Below are 19,879 nucleotides of genomic sequence, written 5' to 3'. Positions count from 1 at the left end.
TAATCTCCTTATTATTTGATAATCATATCATTCCGATGTACGGCTACAGATCCATATTCATAGCCAATAATTTGACTAATTTCTTGTGAGTGATGTCCTGCTATTTGTTTTAGCGCATCACTATTATAACGGCTTACACCTCGTGCGATTTGTTTTCCTGACTTATCACAGATATTTATTACTTCTCCCCGCGAAAAATCTTTTTCAACCGCTATAATTCCTTTTGGTAAGAGCGAACTACCATTATTCAAAATAGCATTTATAGCACCATCATCAACTAACACCTTTCCTGCATTAGGTGCACCATATAGCCAATGTTTACGATGCTCTAATGGGGTTTTCTGTGGTAAAAAACGCGTGCCTACCGATTGATTATTGACTGCATCAATAATCACATTTTCTTTATTTCCAGCTGCAATTATTACTTCTATTCCTGCACTACCTGCTACTTCTGCTGCTTGAATTTTTGTGCTCATACCACCGGTTCCGAGCCCTGAAACACTATCACCAGCTATGTTTCGTAAACTCTCATCAATATGAGAAACTTCTTTTATTAATTGAGCATTAGTATCAGATCTTGGATCGGCAGTATATAATCCTTCAATATCTGTCAGTAATATGAGTTTATCGGCTTCCGCTAAAATTGCCGCTAGTGCTGAGAGGTTATCATTATCACCCACTTTAATTTCGGCTGTAGCTACGGCGTCATTCTCATTGATGACAGGCACAATATGATTATCTAGCATCGCTTTTAGAACATCTTGTGCATTTAAAAAGCGTTCACGATCTTCTAAGTCAGCTCGTGTCAGTAACATTTGTCCAATAAAAATTTTATATATTGAAAACAGCTGTTCCCAAAGCTGGATAAGTTTACTTTGTCCAACAGAAGCAAGTAATTGTTTTGATGCAACAGTATTTGGAAGGTTAGGGAAGTTTAGATACTCTCGACCAGCAGCAATTGCTCCCGATGTAACTATTATAATTTTGTGACCAATTTGATGTAAATAAGAACATTGTCGAATCAGTTCAACTATTCGAGCGCGATCTAACTGTTTAGTTCCACCAGTTAAAACACTGGTACCTAACTTAATAACGACAGTTTGCTTTTTTTTATTAGTCATAGCAATAATCTTATTTAAATCATCTCTTACAAAATAGATTCCATCCATTTAACTGATTGAGTTAAAGCATTTTGTAAGCCTTTTTGTAATGGTGTTTTAGGAATAGTCACAATTTTGCTTTGCTTTGAGGATTGAATTAATTTTGCTTCAGTTAAATTACTTAACTTATCATCTTCAAAGATGACATTCATAATTGGGACAGGACAAGAATGAGTTAATAATCCCTGATTTTTTAGAGAAAAGTAATTTAATTCAGCTGCTAACTGCTGATTTGAAACTGATGTTAAACCTAATCGACAAGCTAGCATATCCTTATAACAATTTGGTAGATTTTGTTGTAAGGTTTTATCAACAAATATTTGATGTACAAAAGGTGTAAAGTTGAAAAGCCCTTTTATTTTATTTGGCATTAAATAAGCAAGACGTGTAGCAATGTGTGAACCAAAACGGAATCCTGCCACAATTACACGATTGCTATCAACCCAAGGTACTGTCGCTAGTTGCTCAATTATAGCTTGATGAATTTGGCTACTATTTTGCGTTAATACAAAATTTCGACTAAAGCCCACTGTTGGCAAATCTACTGTTAGCATTGCAAAACCTTGTGGCGCTAGGTATTCACTAAAGTAGCGATAATAGTCGATTTGTAAATTACCTAATGCATTACAGACTAACACGACAGGGCATACGCCATCACAGTTCTTAGGTAAATGTAAAATTGCTTTAACACTGCGATTTTCAACTTTAAATTCTATCTGTTTTGTCGTGTAAGGCGAAAACTCAAGTGCTTTTATATAAGATTGATATGCACAAGTTTGTGCATACATGGCAAGCTCATCATTTTTAAAATGAGGATAGCTAGCAATACTAGCAAATTCACTTGCAATTAAATAATCTTGATGTAAGTTATTTTTTGCTTCTTCAGATAAGTCAGATTGATCTATTGAATCCGCTTTAGCTTGCCATTTTGCAGCTTGATTTAAAAACTCATAAATCCAATTGCCAGGTTGATAACCAATAACCGAATCTAACCACTTTTCATTGGTATGACGTTTAGTCGAAATTGCGATTTGCGATAAAACTTCTTCGATTTCCAATTTCGGTAAGCCACGCCAAAACCATAGGATAGGATTAATGATTCGGTACCATTTTGAATCTATTTCACCATCAAATGGACTAATACTGCTACCATCGCTACTATCTAACCGATTGATTAGCGATGATGTTTCAGGATAATCATATTGTGGTTTAAATATCTTTTCAGAAAGGTTTTCAGTCATAGCAACCTTATTAAATTAATTATTAATGATCACTAAGTGGCTTAACAAACATAACGCCAGTATCCCATGGTTGTTCGATCCAAGTATCTTGAGCGATATCGACAACATAATCATCAACTAATGGTTTGCCAGCAGGTTTAGCAAAAATAGTTACAAAGTGAGCCTTTGGATACATTTCACGAATAGTATGAGCTGTGCTTCCGGTATCAACTAAATCGTCAACAACAATAAAGCCTTCGCCATCACCTTTCGCTTCTTTTAAAATTAGTTTTTCACGTTGATGATCGTGGTCATAACTTGAAATACAAACGGTATCGACATAACGAATGCTAAGTTCACGAGCTAGAATAGCCGCAGGAACTAAGCCTCCACGACTAACGGCAATGATACCTTTCCATTGTTTGGCGGGTAATAATCTTTCAGAAAGTTGACGACCATAAGCTTGAAGCATTTCCCAAGTAACGTTGAATTTTTTCTTTTCAGCGATGAGCTCTGCTTTATGCTGTTTTTTGGCTTTGATTTCTTCTTCTGTTAAAGTTTGTTCTATTGACATGTGTAACCTGCAATTTTAATCGAATAAACGAATTTAATAAATTAATATTAATGGACTTGAAATAGATGTAAAATTGCACCTTATTATAGAGTGATTAGATAAAAAAAACCACTGATTAATTTGTTACCTAGCTAATACTGAGGATAAATTATGCTATCAACCCTAAATCCAAAATTTGTTTGGCAGATTTTTAATGATATTTGTAACATTCCCCATCCTTCTCATCATGAACAAATGATAACCAAATATATTGTCGATTTTGCAGCAACTCATCACATTGATTGTCAGCTTGATAAAGCTGGAAACATTTTATTGAGCAAAACCGCAACTAAAGGTATGGAAAATTGCCCATCTATTGCTTTACAAGCCCATATGGATATGGTTCCTCAAAAAAACGAAGGTACAGAGCATGATTTTCTAATTGATCCAATCCAAGCTTATATAGACGATGAATGGGTTAAAGCAAAAGGTACAACATTAGGTGCTGACAATGGTGTAGGGCTTGCATCTGCTCTAGCTGTATTAATTGATCCATCTGTCGAACACGGTCCTCTTGAAGTTTTAGTTACGACTTCTGAAGAGACTGGTATGCATGGTGCTTTTGGTCTTCAACCGAATTGGTTAAAAAGCCGTTATCTTATTAATACTGATTCTGAAGATGAAGGTGAGATATTTACTGGTTGTGCAGGCGGTATAGACTTCTCAATGAATTTTACAATTACATACGCGGTTATGCCGGAGATTCACGATTGCTATGTACAACTTTCTCTAAAAGGTTTGAAAGGTGGACATTCAGGTTGTGATATCCATCTTGGGCGAGGGAATGCCATAAAATTAATGGCAAGATTGCTAGCTCAATACGCACAAGATATCTCATTTAGATTAGCTGACATTCGAGGCGGTTCATTACGTAATGCAATCCCTCGTGAAGCTTTTGCTGAATTAACTTTAAGCAAGCAAGATTTGCCTAAGTTAGAAGCAATTGTTAAACAATATCAATCTGTATTACAAAATGAATTTAGACAGATTGAACCAGATATTGAATTAACTTTAAAAGAAGTGAAAACGGATAAAGTTAAAAGAGTTATCGCGATTGATCAACAAAACAAAATCATCAATATTTTAAACACTGCGCCTAATGGTGTTGTCAGCATGAGCAAAGAGATCCATGGTGTGGTTGAAACTTCTTTAAATCTAGGCATTGTCAATATTAGTGACAATCAGTTAAGTGTAAACTTTTTAATTCGTTCTCAAGTTGATAGCGCGAAAGATGCAGTTGTTTCAACCTTAATATCATTAAGCCAATTAGTGAATGCCAATTATGAAATCAGTGGTGGTTATTCAGGTTGGGAACCTAATTTGAATTCTAGACTACTACAATTAGCTAAAGATAAGTACTTAGAGATTTTTTCAAAGCAAGCAAAAATTATGGTGATCCATGCTGGTTTAGAATGCGGTTTATTTAAACAGCCTTATCCATATATGGATATGATTTCAATTGGACCAACTATAGTTTCACCTCATTCACCTGATGAAAAAGTCAATATTCATAGTGTATATCGTTATTGGGAATTATTAATTGCGATCTTAAAATCGGCTTGTTATTTGAAATAAAAATTGCGGTTCCTCCTCCTGATTGATTAGAGAGGAGGAATCATCCGACTTATTTGCTTTACTAAAGATCGACTAATTTGAAAATAAATTCACTAAAAGTGAATAAAAATGCATTTTATGCTTGCTTTGTTTTTTCAGAAAGCCTACTATACTACCAAAAAAAACTTAGTGATAGATAAGGAAAGGTATGTTAAAAGCAATAGTTGTCGGAGCAAGTGGTTATGCAGGCGCAAAACTAGCATATTATTTAACAAAGCATCCAAATATTGAGTTAGTCGCGTTAACCGTATCTGAAAATAGTCGTGATGGTGGAAAGTTAATCTCGGACTATGATTTATATCCTCAATTGAAAGGTGTAGTTGATCTCCCCTTAATTGCAACCGCTGACTATTCATCTCTTATTCATGATATTGATATTGTTTTTTTAGCAACAGAACATTCAGTTAGTCACGATATCGCACCTTATTTTTTAGACAAAGGATGCACAGTATTCGACTTATCGGGCGCATTTCGTGTCAATTCATCCTCTTTTTATACTCAATTTTATGGTTTTGAGCATCAACATAGACAGTGGCTTGAGAAGGCCGTTTATGGATTAGCTGAATGGAATTATGAGGCTATAAAACAAGCTCAGTTGATTGCAGTTCCTGGCTGTTATCCAACAGCATCCCAACTGCCATTAAAACCGTTGATTGAAGAAGATTTGTTAGACAAAAGTCAATGGCCTATTATCAATGCTGTAAGTGGTGTAAGTGGCGCTGGACGAAAACCTTCGACTAACAATTTATTTTGTGAAGTGAGTTTACATGCTTATGGCTTATTTACACATCGTCATCAACCTGAAATTGCAACACACTTAGGCCAAGAAGTTATCTTTACGCCTCACCTAGGATGTTTCAAACAAGGCATTCATGCCACTATTACCTGTATGGTAAAGAAAGGCGTAACATCTGATGATATTCGTAACGCATTAAATAAATATTATCAAAATAAACCGTTAATTAGGGTTTACCAAAAACATTGGCCAGCATTAAAATCAGTAATAAATCTGCCATATTGCGATATTGGTTTTGTACTAAAAGGGCAACATTTGATTTTAATTTCAGTCGAAGATAATTTATTAAAAGGTGCAGCAGCACAAGCGGTACAGTGTATGAATATTCGATTTGGCTTTGATGAAACTACAGCCTTATTATAGATACTCATTTGTTAATAATATTAATCAAGTGACTTTGTTTAAATGGATAGGGAATAAAGATGAAACCATTAATTATTAAGTTTGGCGGTGTATTACTCGATAACAAAGATGCGTTAAGTAAATTATTCATTATTATTAGCGAATATAAAAAGAATTTTAATAGGCCTTTAATTATTGTTCATGGTGGTGGTAGTGTTGTTGACGCCTTAATGGATCGTCTTTCATTACCGGTAGTACGACGCAATGGTTTACGCGTTACACCCGCAGACCAGATTGATGTGATTGTAGGTAGTCTTGCCGGTAGTGCCAATACGACAATATTGTCAGAAGCAAAAAAATTACAAATACCAAGTATCGGACTCTGCTTAGCCGATGGTGATAGTGTCAAGGTTAAACAAATTTCTGAAGAGTTAGGGTATGTAGGCGAAGCCGAAATAGGTGATCCAACCTTAATCAATTTACTGCTTAATAATGGTTATTTACCAATTGTTAGTTCAATTGGCATTACTGATCAAGGCAAGATGATGAATGTGAATGCCGATCACGCTGCCGTTGCACTCGCAAAAACAATAGATGCAGATTTAATTTTATTATCTGATGTTGCCGGTGTTTTAGATGCTAACAAACAACGAATTGAATCATTAACTCAAACAGAAGCTGATCACTTGATCGCACAAGGCATTATTACTGATGGCATGATTGTCAAAGTCAATTCTGCATTCGAAGCAGCAAAAACACTTGGGCGACCAATTGATATAGCTAGTTGGAAAGAATCCGACAAACTTATTGAATTATTTAATGGAAAATCAGGAATAACAGGTACAAGAATTATTGCTTAAATATAAATCAGTTAGTATATTATTTGAGTATATTTTTTATTAAATATACTTAATTTAATCTTTAAATCATTTATTTTTTCGTCAGTAAATTTAAGAAAGGGTATAACATGAAAAAAAGTGCAACAAAAAAGGTGGTTTTAGCCTATTCAGGTGGATTAGATACATCAGCTATTATTCCATGGCTAAAAGAAAATTATGGCGGTTGTGAAGTTTACGCTCTTGTCGCTAACGTTGGTCAAGATCCTAAAGAACTAAAAGATGTTGAGAAAAAAGCGAAAGCATCTGGAGCAGTAGCTTGTAAAGTTGTCGATTTACGAGAAGAATTTGTTAAAGATTATGTTTACCCTGTTTTAAAAACTGGCGCTTTATATGAAGGAACTTATTATCTTGGAACTTCAATGGCTCGCCCAATTATTGCTAAAGCCCAAGTTGAATATGCATTAGAAGTTGGTGCCGATACCCTTTGTCATGGAGCAACAGGTAAAGGTAATGACCAAGTTCGCTTCGAAACAACTTATACAGCTCTAGCACCACAACTTAAAGTTATTGCACCTTGGCGTGAATGGGATTTACGTTCGCGTGAAGCTTTAATTGATTACTTAAAAGTACGAAAAATTCCAACAACAGCAACCGTTGAAAAAATCTATAGCCGTGATGAAAATGCTTGGCACATTTCTACCGAGGGTGGTGTGCTTGAAAGCACTTGGAATCAAGCCAACGCGGATTGTTGGGCATGGACTGTCTCACCAGAAGATGCACCCAATAAACCAGAACTTGTTACCATTGGTATAGAAAAAGGTGAAGTCGTTTCTGTTAATGGTAAAAAACTCTCTCCATATAACTGCGTAGCAACACTTAATAAAATTGGTGCTAAACATGGTGTTGGTCGAGTTGATATCATTGAGAATCGCTTGGTGGGCATCAAATCTCGCGGTTGTTATGAAACCCCAGGTGGTACAATCATGATGACTGCATTACGTGGTTTAGAACAATTAATTTTAGATCGTGATAGCTTCAAATGGCGTGAACAACTTGGTTTAGAAATGGCATACGTTGTTTATGATGGTCGTTGGTTTGCACCATATCGTCGCTCAATTCAAGCCGCTGCTGATGTATTAGCAGAAGATATGACAGGTGAAGTTGTAGTTAAACTCTACAAAGGAAATGCAACAGCTGTTCAGAAAAAATCACCAAATAGCTTATATAGTGAAGAATTTGCGACTTTTGGTGAGGATGAAGTCTATGACCACAGTCATGCAGGTGGATTTATTCGCTTATTCTCATTATCTTCACGCATTCGAGCTCTAAATGAAGGTAAGAAAAAACAACCAGCTAAAAAAGCTACAGTTAAAAAAGATACAGCTAAAAAAACTGAAAAAACAGTCAAAAAAGTAGCTAAAGCTGATGCTAAAGCGACAACTAAAGTTGCTCCAAAATCTAACGCAAAAGTGAAAGCGAAAGCCAAAGCTAAAAAGTAAGTTTTAATGACTTTTTACTTAAATATAAAACACAATATATACAGACTTTGGTCTGTATATATTTTTTATAGTATTATTGAATTATCATTATTAAAAAAGCGATCAAACTAAAATCGCTTAGGATTAAAAATTGAGGTAATTATGGCATTATGGGGTGGGCGTTTTAGCCAAGCAGCAGATCAACGATTTAAACATTTTAATGATTCTCTACGCTTTGACTATCGGCTTGCGGAGCAAGATATCATTGGATCAATTGCATGGTCTAAAGCTTTGGTCACTGTTGACGTTTTATCTTATGATGAACAAAAAAAATTAGAAAAAGCTTTAAATGAATTATTAGAATCAGTACGGCAAAACCCAGAACAGATTCTACAAAGTGATGCGGAAGATATTCACAGTTGGGTAGAGCAAAAACTTATTGAAAAAATCGGTGATTTAGGTAAAAAATTACATACTGGTCGTAGCCGTAACGATCAATCAACAACCGATCTAAAATTATGGTGTAAAGATGAAATCGCTCATCTTATCACAGCTATCAATGAACTCAGAAAACGCTTAGTACTTACCGCTGAACAGCATCAAGATGCCGTTATGCCTGGCTATACTCATCTACAACGCGCACAACCAGTCACTTTTGCTCATTGGTGTTTAGCGTATTATGAAATGCTAACACGTGATGAAAGCCGTTTACAAGATACACTTAAACGCTTGGATGTAAGCCCTCTAGGTTGTGGCGCTTTAGCTGGAACTGCTTATCCAATGGATCGCGATCAGCTAGCCGATTGGTTAGGTTTTGCAACAGCAACAAATAATAGTTTAGATTCGGTATCTGATAGAGATCATGTACTTGAATTACTCAATAATGCATCTATAGGAATGGTGCATTTATCTCGGTTTGCAGAAGACTTAATTATCTTCAATAGCGGTGAAGCAGATTTCGTTGAACTGTCTGATCGTGTCACATCAGGATCATCATTAATGCCACAGAAAAAAAATCCTGATGCATTAGAACTTATTCGAGGAAAAATAGGGCGAGTTGTTGGTGCACTAACTGGCGCCATGATGACTTTTAAAGGCTTACCACTTGCTTACAATAAAGATCTACAAGAAGATAAAGAACATCTATTTGACGCACTTGATACTTGGCAAGAATGTTTAGACATGGCAGCGTTAGTTCTTGAAGATATTAAAATCAATTACCAAAATTGCCAAAATGCAGCTAAACAAGGCTACTCAAATGCAACAGAACTTGCTGATTATCTCGTTGCTAAAGGTATTCCATTTAGACAAGCTCATCACATTGTAGGTGAAGCCGTTGTTGGCGCGATAGCTAAGCAAAAAGCATTAGAAGAGTTAACGTTGGATGAATTAAAAGTCTATAGTGATGTTATTGAAGATGACGTTTATCCAATTTTATCACTCGAATCTTGCCTAGCTAAACGATCTGCTAAAGGAGGCGTATCGCCTAAACAAGTTAAATTGGCAATCGACAATGCTAAAAAACAACTCTGTTTATAGTACTTTTTATTTTAAATACCGACTTTTGTCGGTATTTTTATGCTTCAAAAACCCCGTTCCTCAACTTTTTTTTGATAAAAATCTGTTTGTATATCGCTCAATAGAGTGTAAAAATAGATTTTCAATTTTTAGATGGATGAAAGTGAATTGCAATGAATAAAAGTTATAACTTTAGTGCAGGCCCAGCAAAACTTCCTGCAGATGTTTTAAAACAAGTACAAGCTGAATTATTAAATTGGCACGACACCGGCGCATCAGTAATGGAGTTAAGCCATCGCGGTAAAGATTTTGATGCATGTGCGATTGAAGCAACTAACGATCTTCGTGATATTTTAAATGTCCCTGAAAATTATAAAATTCTATTTTGCCAAGGTGGGGCTAGGGCACAATTTGCTGCTGTGCCAATGAATATTTCGGCAAAAAATGCTGATTACATTAACAGTGGCTATTGGAGCCAATGTGCAGCCAAAGAGGCAACCAAATACTGTAATGTGATTGAACAAAATGTGACAATTAAAAATCAGGGTATAACCTCAATCAAACCCATGTCCGAATGGCAACTAAGTGATAATAGTGATTATATCCATTATTGCCCTAATGAAACCATTGACGGGGTAGAGATATTCGAACAACCTAATTTTGGGGATAAAACCCTAGTTGCTGATTTATCATCTTGCATTTTATCGCAACCGATTGACGTAAGTCGCTATGGCATTATTTACGCGGGTGCACAGAAAAATATTGGTCCTTCAGGAATCACAATTGTCATCGTTCGTGAAGATCTAATTGGACATGCTCAAAAAGCATTACCTTCCGTGTTAGATTATAAAATCTTAATGGATCATGACTCAATGTTTAACACACCACCTACATTTGCTTGGTACATGTCAGGTTTAGTCTTTAAATGGATTAAAAGCTTGGGTGGATTGAATGCAATGCAGCAACGAAATCAAGCTAAAGCAAAATTACTTTACCAATTTATCGATCAATCCGATTTTTATCGTAATACTGTGGCTATTGCTAATCGATCAATCATGAATGTCACCTTCTTATCACCAAATGAAGATCTCGATAAAAAGTTTGTTAGTGAAGCAACACAAGCAAATATCATTGGAATTAAAGGTCACCGAATTGCAGGTGGAATGAGGGCTTCGATTTATAATGCAATGGATATTGATGGAGTCAACTACCTAATAGATTTCATGAAACAATTTGAAAAACAAAATGGTTAGTTATATCGGCAAATAAAAAAGGGATACAGTAGTATCCCTTTTCTATTTTACACAATCTTATTTACAACTAAAGACTTCACCAGTCATCACAGCATCTGTTGGAGCAATATCTGAAACATATTGTAACGATGCATCTTGTGCGTTATAAATCACATTACCACCCATTGCAGCAGCTTTATTCATCAAATCATTAGCTGCATCACGAATCAACTCACTATGAGTTTTTAGACCAGAAAAGAAAGTACTACGGCGACCTTCAGCTTTACCGATAAATTGGCAATTTGCTGCTGGTTTAGTATCAATAAACTGAACTTGTCGCCCAGCTGAAGTCGCTTGATAATCTGAGCTACTACAACCATTTAAAAACAATGCAGAAGATAACGCAGCACTAATAAAAAGAATTTTCTTGATAGACATAATATTTCCCCAACCAATATAACGAGTAATAATAATTTAGATCATTGTAGCAGGTTAATTAACTAAAAAATATCGCTTATTACAAATGATGAAATGATAATAGGTTTCAGTTTAATAAATAACCAAATCAACCTATTTAGTTAATTAAATGTAGCAAATTAATTTTAACTCTATTATAATCGCAACCCTACTAAGTCAGTAGCACATCCTAATGGCCCCTTAGCTCAGTTGGTCAGAGCAGTCGACTCATAATCGATTGGTCACTGGTTCAAGTCCAGTAGGGGCCACCATTAAACACCTTGATTTATATAAGCATTTAACCATTACTTACATTTATTTCAGTGTTACCGATTGACCTTTGTGCCGTAAATGTGACGTTATTTGCAAATTCGAGCATATGATCAGCGTTTAAATGAGCGTACTTGTTGACCATCTCTAACGTCTCCCATCCACCAAGATTCTTGAGTGTATAAAGTGGTGTGCCAGCTTGTACATGCCAACTTGCCCAAGTATGACGCAAGTCATGGAAATGAAAATTATCAATCCCTGATTGCTCACATGCTTGCTTAAAGTCTCTCCGATCAATATCGTAAACACGTCTGTTAGTTGAGCGAGTAAAAACATATTCACAATTATTTCTAAATCTCAGCTTTCTTAATAATTCGATAGCATCATTATTTAGTAATAAAGCTCTGGCTTTTCCCGATTTTGCATTTTCGTTTGTCACGGTAGCCACACGATTAACAAAATCAACATTATGCCATGTCAGTGTAAATATCTCACTCATACGAGCACCTGTAGATAACGCAAAAAAACAAACATCTTTCATCCATTGCAACCGTAAATTGTGAATCAATAAATTTGCTTTTTCTTTCGTTATCCATCTAACACGAACTTTAGGCTCACTATAACGAGGAATATAAGGAATAGCATCAATCCAATTCATTTTATATGCTAAACTAAAAGCCCTTAAAATAGTCGAACGGTAACGATTTTTAGTACCGTTTGCTATTTGCTCCTTAGTGTCTGCGTGAAAATTTGGTATACTATTCGTTAGTTCTTCGCCAGTAATACTTGATAAGTCTCTACCCGAAAAGATTTTTAAAAAGTATTCTGCGTGTGCTTGTTTATAGTCAAATCTTGCTTGGTGTTCAGCATCTTTTAGCATTAATATAATTGCTTCTTCAAAAAGTCTTTTAGGCTTTTTGTTGAGCTTTGTTAATTCCCATAATTCAGCTTTTAGCTTGTCATGGTATTCTAACGCTTGCCTTTTGTCTGTCGTACCAGTAGAGCGCCTAACTCTCGATCCATCTGGCGCTTGGATATCAATGTGCCAGAATTCACCGCGTTTCTTGATTGACATTTTTTACCTCCTTTTTCAGAGGTTAGCCGATTCGCATTATGATTTGCTTTGAACTTTTCTTCAAATTCTTTTTTATCAGCTAACCATTTACCAGCTCTATTTTCTGATTTAGATTGACATGAAAAACCGTATTCGAGCTTTCTCTCATAGAGGTATGTATATGATAGTTTGGATATTTTAGACGCTTCTTTTAGTGTGATAATCTCCATAATAATTACCTACTCAATCATCTCTCTTTGTTCTTTAGTGTAGTTAGTCATGTTTGCCTCTACTAATAAAGCAATGTTATAATTTCGGTTACATCATCTAAATTCATAGCCCACTCTACAAAATCATCAGAATGCATAGCTGACGCAATATAACCGTCGCTTTCTTTACTAATTAAATCACAACTGATAATCAACTTATCTTCACCGCTTTTTACATATGCGAAACCATTGTGATTTATAAGAATCTTTTTTAATTGTTTAGTCATAATCATTTCCTTTAGGGAATAGTTAATCGAATACTAAATAATCAGCATGAGAATTGAATTTAATTAATAGGATAGGGTAGAAATCAAATATACAATTAAGAGACCTGGGGGGGCATGTTGATTATTTAGCTTAATTAATTGATTTTAAAATGGGATTTCTTGATCATCAAAATCTGTTGATGGCTCATTTTGCTGAATGGGGCGATTAATTGGTTGTTGTGATTGTTGCTGATTTGCATCATCACTGCGTGGACCTAAAATCTGCAATGTTCCACCAATAGGGTTGATAACAACTTCTGTAGTGTAACGATCTTGTCCTGATTGGTCTTGCCATTTACGCGTTTGCAATTGCCCCTCCAAATAAACCTGTGTTCCTTTTTTAACATATTCACCAGCAATCTCAGCTAATTTGCCAAACACAACAATTCGATGCCATTCTGTGCGGTCTTTTTGCTCACCGGTTTGTTTATCTTTCCATGATTCGGAAGTTGCAACACTAAAATTAGCGACAGCGCTACCATTAGGCATGATACGCACTTCTGGGTCTTGTCCTAAATTGCCCACTAGAATTACACGATTAACGCCTCTTGCCATTTTGTCTATCTCCTGTATGAATTTTTGCGTGTTCTGATGCTTCATCGGGGAATTTTTTCCAGTTTAATTTAGTCATAAAATTCGACTCCGTGTGCGTCTATTCCATATGTGTGAACGGGAACTTTTTCTAATAAATATTTCAATGCATCGTTCTTAATTTGCTCCTCGACCTCTTCTTTACTGTTCGCCTCAATATCAAATTCATATTCCAGCTCAGTTAGGTATAAAAAGGAACCTCTAAATCTAGCCATCTAAACCTCTCCTATAATTAACTATTACATTTCCGCATTTGAACGGTACAATTAAAATTAAACATGTTTCAAAATTACAGCTATTTACTGGTTTTGTGCCGTCTGGTAATAAATATTGATAACGACCGTCGGGAACGTAAATAATGCAGTCTTGACCGTGTACATTTTCATGCCACTGTTTGGTTATTGGAGTGTACGGCAAGACCATTAAAACCTGCTTCCCCCGTTTGTTCACTTGCTCAACCGCTTTCTTAAAAAATTCCCACTTTTTGGAAAATGGTGGATTACAAAATGACGTCGTGAAAATTGGACCAGAGCAATCGGAATAATTATCAGAAAACCAATCTATGTCACCTAACGCATCTTGGTCTTCTAACAAACACCAATAACTTTTTGGTATTTGAACTTCTTCATCTGAGCAACAAACATCAATATCAAACCCCCTAGCGCCGATTAGTTTCAACGCGTCATCGATTAATTCCGGTGGCGTTCGCCAATAATCTTTGTTCCGCTTCTCTGTTTGTGATTTATGTGTTATTGCCATAATTACCCCAATAAAAAGCCGTCATTTAGACGGCTATTAGCTTAATACCTCATTCAGCTTGTTTGCTGAATCGCTTTGTTTGTCTTCAATCACAAACCAGTCGCTAGGTTTTGACATACCATCCCTTAGGCTTGTATAGATTTTTCTAAGCTGCAGATATTGAGCTGGTCGAATTGCTTCTAATTTACATTGCAAACGTTCCTGTAATTGTTCTGTGGTGATACTAAATTCCGCCTTGAATGTGTCGGCTAGTTTTTTGATTGTTTCAGGTGTTACTTCAATATGAGCAGCCAGCGTAACTTCACATTGTTTCTGTGCTTGCTCTACAACGTCACCGGGAATAACACCTAAAATGCACGCTCGTAATCGCCTTGCTCCTTGGTTGGCTATCATTTCGTAAATATCCCTAGGGTCGATTAGTTTTGTTAGCCCATTTTTTTTTGTAAACCTTACATGAGGAACAGTAAAAGTTTTAATCTGTCTGGTATTGCGCTCTATATCCCAAGCAAAAGCCTCTACAATCGATTCTTTATCATTCTGTTCTAATTCTCTAATACCAAATTGCACATTTCCCCATTCTTGAGCAATTGCTTCAGCTAATCTTATACTTGGTCCAGTTACTTCTACACCTCCACGAGGATAACTATATAACGCGCCTTCAGCTAATGTTTGACGTGTACAAGCATTCAATATCCTATCCATTGCTGAAATAGGGTCACGCGGAAATTTTTTAGCTATAATCATAGCAGCCTGAACTTCTTGAATAGCTCGTTGGCTTTCTATTTGTGTTAGTGAATTACTTTTCGGTTCATCTTTTTCTTTGCTTGCAAAGATGTTTGCAATCTCATTACTCATAGTCCTTTCTCCTTGCCCAATCTGGACGTTGTATAATTTCAAATCCGTGCCAAGTATCTGTTTGTAGGCATTCGGCATATTTATCCAAATCACGCCTAAAAAGCTGGTAACCTATCTCTTTATCATAATCATCAAGAACAAAAACTCTTACAGGGTATCTACCGCAATTGATAGTTTCGCTTACTGCAATAAACACAAAATGAGGATTTACTCCGAATTGTTTTTTAAAACCCTCGCAATACATTGCATCTTGAACGTGATATCTATACAGCTCTATACTTTTCCCGAAATCCTCAATGCAATTAGTTTTTTTTACATCAATAATCATTGATTTGCTGTTATTTTTAACTAATTTGTCTGGGCGAATTTTACAAAGAACTTGAGTTTTATCATCAACCCAGTAAATAGAAGATTCACAATAACCGTCCATATCAAGTAATTTTTTTGCAATTGGATGTGCTAAAGCACTCTCTTGCATAAGCCTTAACTTTCGTTCTTCTTCTTCAGTGATAATAATCTTTTCGGGTGAATAGTTTTCTTCCATAAATTGTTCGAGGTCTTTTTTACCTTGCGTTGTTCTGCGGTCAAACGGAGGTACTACAAGAAACCGTTCATCGAAGTGCTGAGGCTCTAAAAGAAGGCAGTGCAGGGCGGTGCCAATGTCTAAAGCTTTCTTTTTATCTTCATCTTCTGGCGCTTTCTGTCGCCATTTGTAGATTGCAGGGCACTTTGCAATATCATCTAGATTGGACTTACTCACACCTTCACCACTGTGATAGTCTTCGTTAGAAATGTTATAGTAAATACCTTGTTTCATAACTTTATTCCAAATTTTTTAGAATACTCAAATCGAGCTTGTGAGTAGCAGATATCAACGATAAATTGGTTATAGATATCATCATCAATACTTTTACTTTCCAGTTTGATTTTGAGTAGTTCGATGATTTGCCAGTCATTGTCATTACCAAAGTTTTTAATAAGTTCTTCGGTTCGGCTTTCAATCCATTCATCCTTAGCATCTTGCATTTCAATATTGTTTAACATATTGCAGTAAGCTCTTTCGAAACCATTTTCGACCAATTTATGTAACTGCATAACTCACCTCGTAGCAATCTGTAGCATCCAGTAGAACAAGCCAAATAATCCACCTAAAATCACAAAGTATGTGCAAAAGAGGGCAAACTTTATTTCGCTGTCTGTTAACTCATAATCCTTGTGAAATCTATCTTTGATTTTCACATTAACAAAATCTTTATTAGTCATAATCACCTCGAAAAAAGCCCTCGCTAGGAGGGCAAATAGGATGTAGCATTGCGCCGTCTTTCCGAGCTGTCAGTATTCGTAATAACTCTTGTAAACGAGCTTAGGAATATGCCTGAGTAATACTGCAACACGCTCAGGCTCGTGCTTCCTTGACAACCACGTACAAGGATTTAGAATATGTATAACCACGTACAAACAAGGATTTTTATTTATGCCAGATTGGCTAGTTACTATTATTTCTATCTTTAGAAAGGATATTTTTTCATTGAAAAGCATGTTGATAGTTCTTGTTTCGTTATGTATTTTTTTTATAGTTCCCACCGAAATTCAAATTAAATTTAGTGAAAAAGTAAAAATTCCATTCAGTTATGAAATAGCGGTTTTTGCTACCAGTTTTATTTTGTGCAGTTTTATTTATTCTGTAGTGATAACTTTTAAAAAGTTCCATACAAAATTTTCTAATAAAAAACAGCTAAATAAAGAACGAAATGAATTAGTATCATTAATTAATTCGTTAAATAAATCTGAGAAAGAAGTTATTGCTTATTTATTACATAGTGGTTATCCATACATCTCATTTGAAGCGGAAAAAATACCTAAACATGTTATCAAACTCATTAATAAGGGAGTGATTATTCAAAGTAGTTTTCCGCTCATATTCAATACCGAATGTCGCTTTACACTAGATTCAACATTCGAAAAATTTATTAGAAACGAAATCAAAAAAATTTAATGATTATGATGATTAGTATTATTTTGATTTGATTGCTGCACTATCGCAGTAGCCTCGCAACCGTTTACACTTGTATTTCTTAACCTATACATACACGCTAACTTTCTAGTGTTAGCATTATAGAAAGTTCCCGAATTATTCGGTCACCAGTTAAGGTGGGGTGACCACCATCAATTTTGTTCAAACTATATATCTCTCATTGAAAGGTATTTAGTTTGATTGTTTACCGCCTGTATTGAGTTACCGCCACAGTCCCGACGCATGGTTTAAAGTCGCGCCGTTCGACTATCTAATCAAAACCGCTGTACTTTCATATGCCTCAGCTAGCTACTTGAATCTCGTTAACTAGTTAAATAACTCGTAGTCTTGTTTAACTTTGTTGTTAAGTTGATTTGTTTTGATGAAACGATGGTACAGTTAAAACTGTTTATTGTAAACAGAATAAACTGTATTTTTAACTGCATTTGAATCGATTGCTTATTTTTTAATCTATTATTGTGGGTTGTTAATATTTGTGGGTTTTAGATATAAAAAAACCGCCGAAGCGGTTAAGTGAGAGAAAAATTGATAATAAATTCACTTTCTTTTAAAGTTTTCATCGTCTTTTGTGTATTCGTATGCATCAATAATCAATCCAGCTATCCTTAATATGTTTTCTGGTTTATCAATGATAATTTGATCTCCTGCACCTATTTCTAATCCCGCTCTTTTTATTTCTGTCTTTATTTTTTCGGTTAATTCTATTGGTAATTGAATAGAAGGGCGTTGTTTGTTGTCATAATATCGGGCAATCCATCTATTAGATTTGTTTTGATATAGTATACCAAAATATGACTCAGTATCTTTATAGGTCAATTCATTATCATTTATAATTGAACTAATATGTTCAAACAGAACTCTTTCAGAGTAAGTTGTTATGATTTTTTCATTTTCAGGATCGACAATATCTGCTTTCTCATCAACTATTTTATTTTCTTCAGTATCACTGTTCAAATCATCTAATGGTTCTTTTTTACCAGTCAAACCTACAACAACCATATTACTTACAGCTTTTTCAATTGCTTTTTTTACAATGGGGGTAATGCTGTCTATAAATTTTTGATTTAACTGTCTAGAAATATTGGATTTATTAGCAACATATTTAACAAAATCAATAGGGGCATCTCTTAGAGTTGATGCTATTGTTTTAGTGAATAGTGAGAAATAAATACTTTCTTCTGCCAAAGTTCTTAGCGCCTCGGGCTTAAATTGATCATATCTGAATTGATATAGCTGTTCATAATCATTATCTTGCAGTTCTTCAATATTAATTTTTAAAAAAGGATGAGCATCCATAATGTTCTTTTGTTCTAAATCGGTAAAAAATCGCCATTCCCTACCATTTGTTATAGCTGCAACAGCAACTTCTGGCGTTGCATTGAAATACCTAGAAAGTTGGGGGCAGTGATTTGTTAATTCTTCACACCATGATTTTGCTTCAATAAACATTACAGGTAAATCCTGACAAAAAAGGGCGTAATCAACTCTCTCATTAGCTTTTTCACCAGGAAAGTCAGCTTTAAACTCTGCTTTTACTTTAGTCGGGTCATACGGTGTAAAACCCAAAATATCTAGCAAAGGTAATATTAAAGCTTGTTTCGTGGTTTCTTCGGTTGCACAATGGTTGCCAACCTTTTTCACGTGTTCAGAGTGATTATTTAATTTATTTTTGAAGTTATTCATAATTCTTGCCTTATATTGTTCAGATTATCTGTTTCGATATAATAAAACTACTAGATATTCTCTAAGTTTCTTTAAAAGTACTATCTTTTTCTTCTAAATATCCTATGTTCGACCATTGTCCCAATAATTCTTATTTGTTGATTCAGCGTGCTTATAATTGTGTAGTCAGGATTCAACGGAATGAGTTCAAATTGCATTCTTTCATGCTCATCATATCCGAGTTCTCTGTATTTTTTGAATGTTGCTTCTGATTCTCCGTTCATTGCTACTACAAATTCACCTGGTGTTGGTTTTACTGCAGGGTCAATAATAACAACATCACCTTCTTTAAACTCAGGCTCCATTGAGTCGCCCTTAATTTGTAATGCAAATGCTTTATCCGATAATTCTAATGATGTCATAATATATTCAAATCCAGTTGAATCTCTTAATTCACAAGACTCTGTCCATACTCCTGCTTGTACATAACTTATTAAAGGTACTTTGTAAGCTTCAAAATTTATAACTTTTACATTCTTTACTTCTTTTTCTTTTCCACTTAACAGCCATGCCATGTCGCACTTTAATGCAAGAGAAATTTCATATAAGTAACGTGGTTTTTTCACACTACCACTTTCAATAGCTTGGTAGGACTGCTGTTTTATTCCAATCTGTGATGCTATTTGTTCTTGTGTAAGCCCTAATTCTTCTCGCCTTGCTCGTATTCTTTGACCAAGATTATTCATTTTTAAAAGTCTCCTTTTATGATTAATAAAATAATACAGATAAATCTGTAATTGACAAACAGTATAAACTGTTATTTAATACAGTTATAACTGTTGATTGCAAT

20 protein-coding genes, 1 tRNA gene and 1 pseudogene are annotated in these 19,879 nt (G+C 35.2%); 8 read left to right on the top strand and 14 right to left on the bottom strand.

Annotated elements, in window-relative coordinates:
• Positions 1-11 precede the first annotated feature (11 nt).
• The 3 genes from proB to gpt are packed head-to-tail and all read right to left on the bottom strand — an operon-like array spanning position 12 to position 2,954.
• Positions 12-1,121 (bottom strand): glutamate 5-kinase, encoded by a 1,110-nt coding sequence (gene proB / locus J3T98_RS02925; protein ID WP_065563543.1) that lies wholly within the window; start codon positions 1,119-1,121, stop codon positions 12-14.
• 26 nt (positions 1,122-1,147) lie between these two features.
• The gene (gene frsA / locus J3T98_RS02920; protein ID WP_267362114.1) at positions 1,148-2,401 is read right to left on the bottom strand and encodes an esterase FrsA; all 1,254 of its coding nucleotides are present in this window, start codon (positions 2,399-2,401) and stop codon (positions 1,148-1,150) included.
• Between the two features lie 22 nt (positions 2,402-2,423).
• Positions 2,424-2,954 (bottom strand): xanthine phosphoribosyltransferase, encoded by a 531-nt coding sequence (gene gpt, locus J3T98_RS02915; RefSeq protein ID WP_081299561.1) that lies wholly within the window; start codon positions 2,952-2,954, stop codon positions 2,424-2,426.
• Positions 2,955-3,104: 150 nt separating this feature from the next.
• On the opposite strand from gpt, the gene J3T98_RS02910 reads away from it, so the two are divergent.
• From J3T98_RS02910 to serC, 6 genes and pseudogenes are all read left to right on the top strand, one after another.
• Positions 3,105-4,568, top strand: a complete 1,464-nt coding sequence (locus J3T98_RS02910; protein ID WP_267362113.1) for an aminoacyl-histidine dipeptidase — start codon at positions 3,105-3,107, stop codon at positions 4,566-4,568.
• A gap of 187 nt (positions 4,569-4,755) precedes the next feature.
• On the top strand, positions 4,756-5,766 hold the full coding sequence (gene argC, locus J3T98_RS02905) for an N-acetyl-gamma-glutamyl-phosphate reductase (RefSeq protein WP_220226000.1): 1,011 nt from the start codon (positions 4,756-4,758) through the stop codon (positions 5,764-5,766).
• A 59-nt stretch (positions 5,767-5,825) separates the two neighbouring features.
• Positions 5,826-6,605, top strand: a complete 780-nt coding sequence (gene argB / locus J3T98_RS02900) for an acetylglutamate kinase (protein WP_267338677.1) — start codon at positions 5,826-5,828, stop codon at positions 6,603-6,605.
• Positions 6,606-6,712: 107 nt separating this feature from the next.
• Positions 6,713-7,930 (top strand): annotated as a pseudogene (locus J3T98_RS02895) (argininosuccinate synthase); the annotation flags it as partial.
• A gap of 294 nt (positions 7,931-8,224) precedes the next feature.
• Positions 8,225-9,601 carry an argininosuccinate lyase gene (argH, locus tag J3T98_RS02890; RefSeq protein ID WP_220226003.1) on the top strand — a complete coding sequence of 459 codons (1,377 nt, stop codon included), beginning with the start codon at positions 8,225-8,227 and terminating at the stop codon, positions 9,599-9,601.
• A 152-nt stretch (positions 9,602-9,753) separates the two neighbouring features.
• On the top strand, positions 9,754-10,833 hold the full coding sequence (gene serC / locus J3T98_RS02885; protein WP_267362112.1) for a 3-phosphoserine/phosphohydroxythreonine transaminase: 1,080 nt from the start codon (positions 9,754-9,756) through the stop codon (positions 10,831-10,833).
• Between the two features lie 57 nt (positions 10,834-10,890).
• On the opposite strand, the gene J3T98_RS02880 is transcribed toward serC, so the two are convergent.
• Positions 10,891-11,250, bottom strand: coding sequence for a DUF4156 domain-containing protein (locus tag J3T98_RS02880; protein ID WP_065734066.1), 360 nt, complete (start codon positions 11,248-11,250; stop codon positions 10,891-10,893).
• Between the two features lie 213 nt (positions 11,251-11,463).
• Here J3T98_RS02880 and J3T98_RS02875 point away from each other — a divergent pair.
• Positions 11,464-11,540 (top strand) — tRNA-Ile (locus J3T98_RS02875).
• A 26-nt stretch (positions 11,541-11,566) separates the two neighbouring features.
• Here the strand turns inward: J3T98_RS02875 and J3T98_RS02870 are convergent.
• The 8 genes from J3T98_RS02870 to J3T98_RS02835 form a co-directional block, all read right to left on the bottom strand.
• Entirely contained in the window at positions 11,567-12,613 is a 1,047-nt protein-coding gene (locus J3T98_RS02870; protein WP_267362111.1) for a tyrosine-type recombinase/integrase, read from the bottom strand.
• Between the two features lie 271 nt (positions 12,614-12,884).
• The gene (locus J3T98_RS02865; RefSeq protein ID WP_267362110.1) at positions 12,885-13,088 is read right to left on the bottom strand and encodes a hypothetical protein; all 204 of its coding nucleotides are present in this window, start codon (positions 13,086-13,088) and stop codon (positions 12,885-12,887) included.
• A 144-nt stretch (positions 13,089-13,232) separates the two neighbouring features.
• On the bottom strand, positions 13,233-13,682 hold the full coding sequence (ssb, locus tag J3T98_RS02860) for a single-stranded DNA-binding protein (RefSeq protein ID WP_267362309.1): 450 nt from the start codon (positions 13,680-13,682) through the stop codon (positions 13,233-13,235).
• A 68-nt stretch (positions 13,683-13,750) separates the two neighbouring features.
• Positions 13,751-13,933: a hypothetical protein gene (locus J3T98_RS02855; RefSeq protein ID WP_267362109.1), complete on the bottom strand. Its 183-nt coding sequence runs from the start codon at positions 13,931-13,933 to the stop codon at positions 13,751-13,753.
• Positions 13,926-14,477 (bottom strand): DNA N-6-adenine-methyltransferase, encoded by a 552-nt coding sequence (locus tag J3T98_RS02850; protein ID WP_267362108.1) that lies wholly within the window; start codon positions 14,475-14,477, stop codon positions 13,926-13,928. Before J3T98_RS02850 ends, J3T98_RS02855 begins: the two co-directional genes overlap by 8 nt.
• Positions 14,478-14,513: 36 nt before the next feature.
• Positions 14,514-15,332, bottom strand: coding sequence for a hypothetical protein (locus J3T98_RS02845; protein WP_267362107.1), 819 nt, complete (start codon positions 15,330-15,332; stop codon positions 14,514-14,516).
• Positions 15,325-16,149, bottom strand: coding sequence for a PD-(D/E)XK nuclease-like domain-containing protein (locus J3T98_RS02840; protein ID WP_267362106.1), 825 nt, complete (start codon positions 16,147-16,149; stop codon positions 15,325-15,327). Before J3T98_RS02840 ends, J3T98_RS02845 begins: the two co-directional genes overlap by 8 nt.
• Entirely contained in the window at positions 16,146-16,427 is a 282-nt protein-coding gene (locus J3T98_RS02835; RefSeq protein WP_267362105.1) for a hypothetical protein, read from the bottom strand. The genes J3T98_RS02840 and J3T98_RS02835 overlap by 4 nt, the downstream gene beginning before the upstream one ends.
• A 379-nt stretch (positions 16,428-16,806) precedes the next feature.
• On the opposite strand from J3T98_RS02835, the gene J3T98_RS02830 reads away from it, so the two are divergent.
• Entirely contained in the window at positions 16,807-17,328 is a 522-nt protein-coding gene (locus J3T98_RS02830) for a super-infection exclusion protein B (RefSeq protein WP_267362104.1), read from the top strand.
• Positions 17,329-17,904: 576 nt separating this feature from the next.
• Here the strand turns inward: J3T98_RS02830 and J3T98_RS02825 are convergent.
• Positions 17,905-19,050 (bottom strand): type I restriction endonuclease, encoded by a 1,146-nt coding sequence (locus J3T98_RS02825; RefSeq protein WP_267362103.1) that lies wholly within the window; start codon positions 19,048-19,050, stop codon positions 17,905-17,907.
• A gap of 80 nt (positions 19,051-19,130) precedes the next feature.
• Positions 19,131-19,775, bottom strand: a complete 645-nt coding sequence (locus J3T98_RS02820; RefSeq protein ID WP_267362102.1) for a LexA family protein — start codon at positions 19,773-19,775, stop codon at positions 19,131-19,133.
• Between the last annotated feature and the right edge of the window lie 104 nt (positions 19,776-19,879).

Origin of the sequence: Gilliamella sp. B2772, from assembly GCF_026536985.1 — a bacterium.
GTDB classification, from domain to species: Bacteria; Pseudomonadota; Gammaproteobacteria; order Enterobacterales; family Orbaceae; genus Gilliamella; species Gilliamella apicola_E.
Note: the sequence above shows the minus strand (reverse complement) of the source record. Positions and strands in the feature narration are given on the sequence as shown.

Coding starts and splice junctions, on each gene's coding strand:
- J3T98_RS02825 (WP_267362103.1), bottom strand. CDS start 19,050: ATGAATAACTTCAAAAATAAATTAAATAATCACTCTGAACACGTGAAA.
- J3T98_RS02820 (WP_267362102.1), bottom strand. CDS start 19,775: ATGAATAATCTTGGTCAAAGAATACGAGCAAGGCGAGAAGAATTAGGG.
- J3T98_RS02835 (WP_267362105.1), bottom strand. CDS start 16,427: ATGCAGTTACATAAATTGGTCGAAAATGGTTTCGAAAGAGCTTACTGC.
- frsA (WP_267362114.1), bottom strand. CDS start 2,401: ATGACTGAAAACCTTTCTGAAAAGATATTTAAACCACAATATGATTAT.
- J3T98_RS02865 (WP_267362110.1), bottom strand. CDS start 13,088: ATGACTAAACAATTAAAAAAGATTCTTATAAATCACAATGGTTTCGCA.
- J3T98_RS02830 (WP_267362104.1), top strand. CDS start 16,807: ATGCCAGATTGGCTAGTTACTATTATTTCTATCTTTAGAAAGGATATT.
- J3T98_RS02850 (WP_267362108.1), bottom strand. CDS start 14,477: ATGGCAATAACACATAAATCACAAACAGAGAAGCGGAACAAAGATTAT.
- J3T98_RS02840 (WP_267362106.1), bottom strand. CDS start 16,149: ATGAAACAAGGTATTTACTATAACATTTCTAACGAAGACTATCACAGT.
- J3T98_RS02880 (WP_065734066.1), bottom strand. CDS start 11,250: ATGTCTATCAAGAAAATTCTTTTTATTAGTGCTGCGTTATCTTCTGCA.
- gpt (WP_081299561.1), bottom strand. CDS start 2,954: ATGTCAATAGAACAAACTTTAACAGAAGAAGAAATCAAAGCCAAAAAA.
- argH (WP_220226003.1), top strand. CDS start 8,225: ATGGCATTATGGGGTGGGCGTTTTAGCCAAGCAGCAGATCAACGATTT.
- ssb (WP_267362309.1), bottom strand. CDS start 13,682: ATGGCAAGAGGCGTTAATCGTGTAATTCTAGTGGGCAATTTAGGACAA.
- J3T98_RS02845 (WP_267362107.1), bottom strand. CDS start 15,332: ATGAGTAATGAGATTGCAAACATCTTTGCAAGCAAAGAAAAAGATGAA.
- J3T98_RS02910 (WP_267362113.1), top strand. CDS start 3,105: ATGCTATCAACCCTAAATCCAAAATTTGTTTGGCAGATTTTTAATGAT.
- J3T98_RS02855 (WP_267362109.1), bottom strand. CDS start 13,933: ATGGCTAGATTTAGAGGTTCCTTTTTATACCTAACTGAGCTGGAATAT.
- proB (WP_065563543.1), bottom strand. CDS start 1,121: ATGACTAATAAAAAAAAGCAAACTGTCGTTATTAAGTTAGGTACCAGT.
- serC (WP_267362112.1), top strand. CDS start 9,754: ATGAATAAAAGTTATAACTTTAGTGCAGGCCCAGCAAAACTTCCTGCA.
- argC (WP_220226000.1), top strand. CDS start 4,756: ATGTTAAAAGCAATAGTTGTCGGAGCAAGTGGTTATGCAGGCGCAAAA.
- J3T98_RS02870 (WP_267362111.1), bottom strand. CDS start 12,613: ATGTCAATCAAGAAACGCGGTGAATTCTGGCACATTGATATCCAAGCG.
- argB (WP_267338677.1), top strand. CDS start 5,826: ATGAAACCATTAATTATTAAGTTTGGCGGTGTATTACTCGATAACAAA.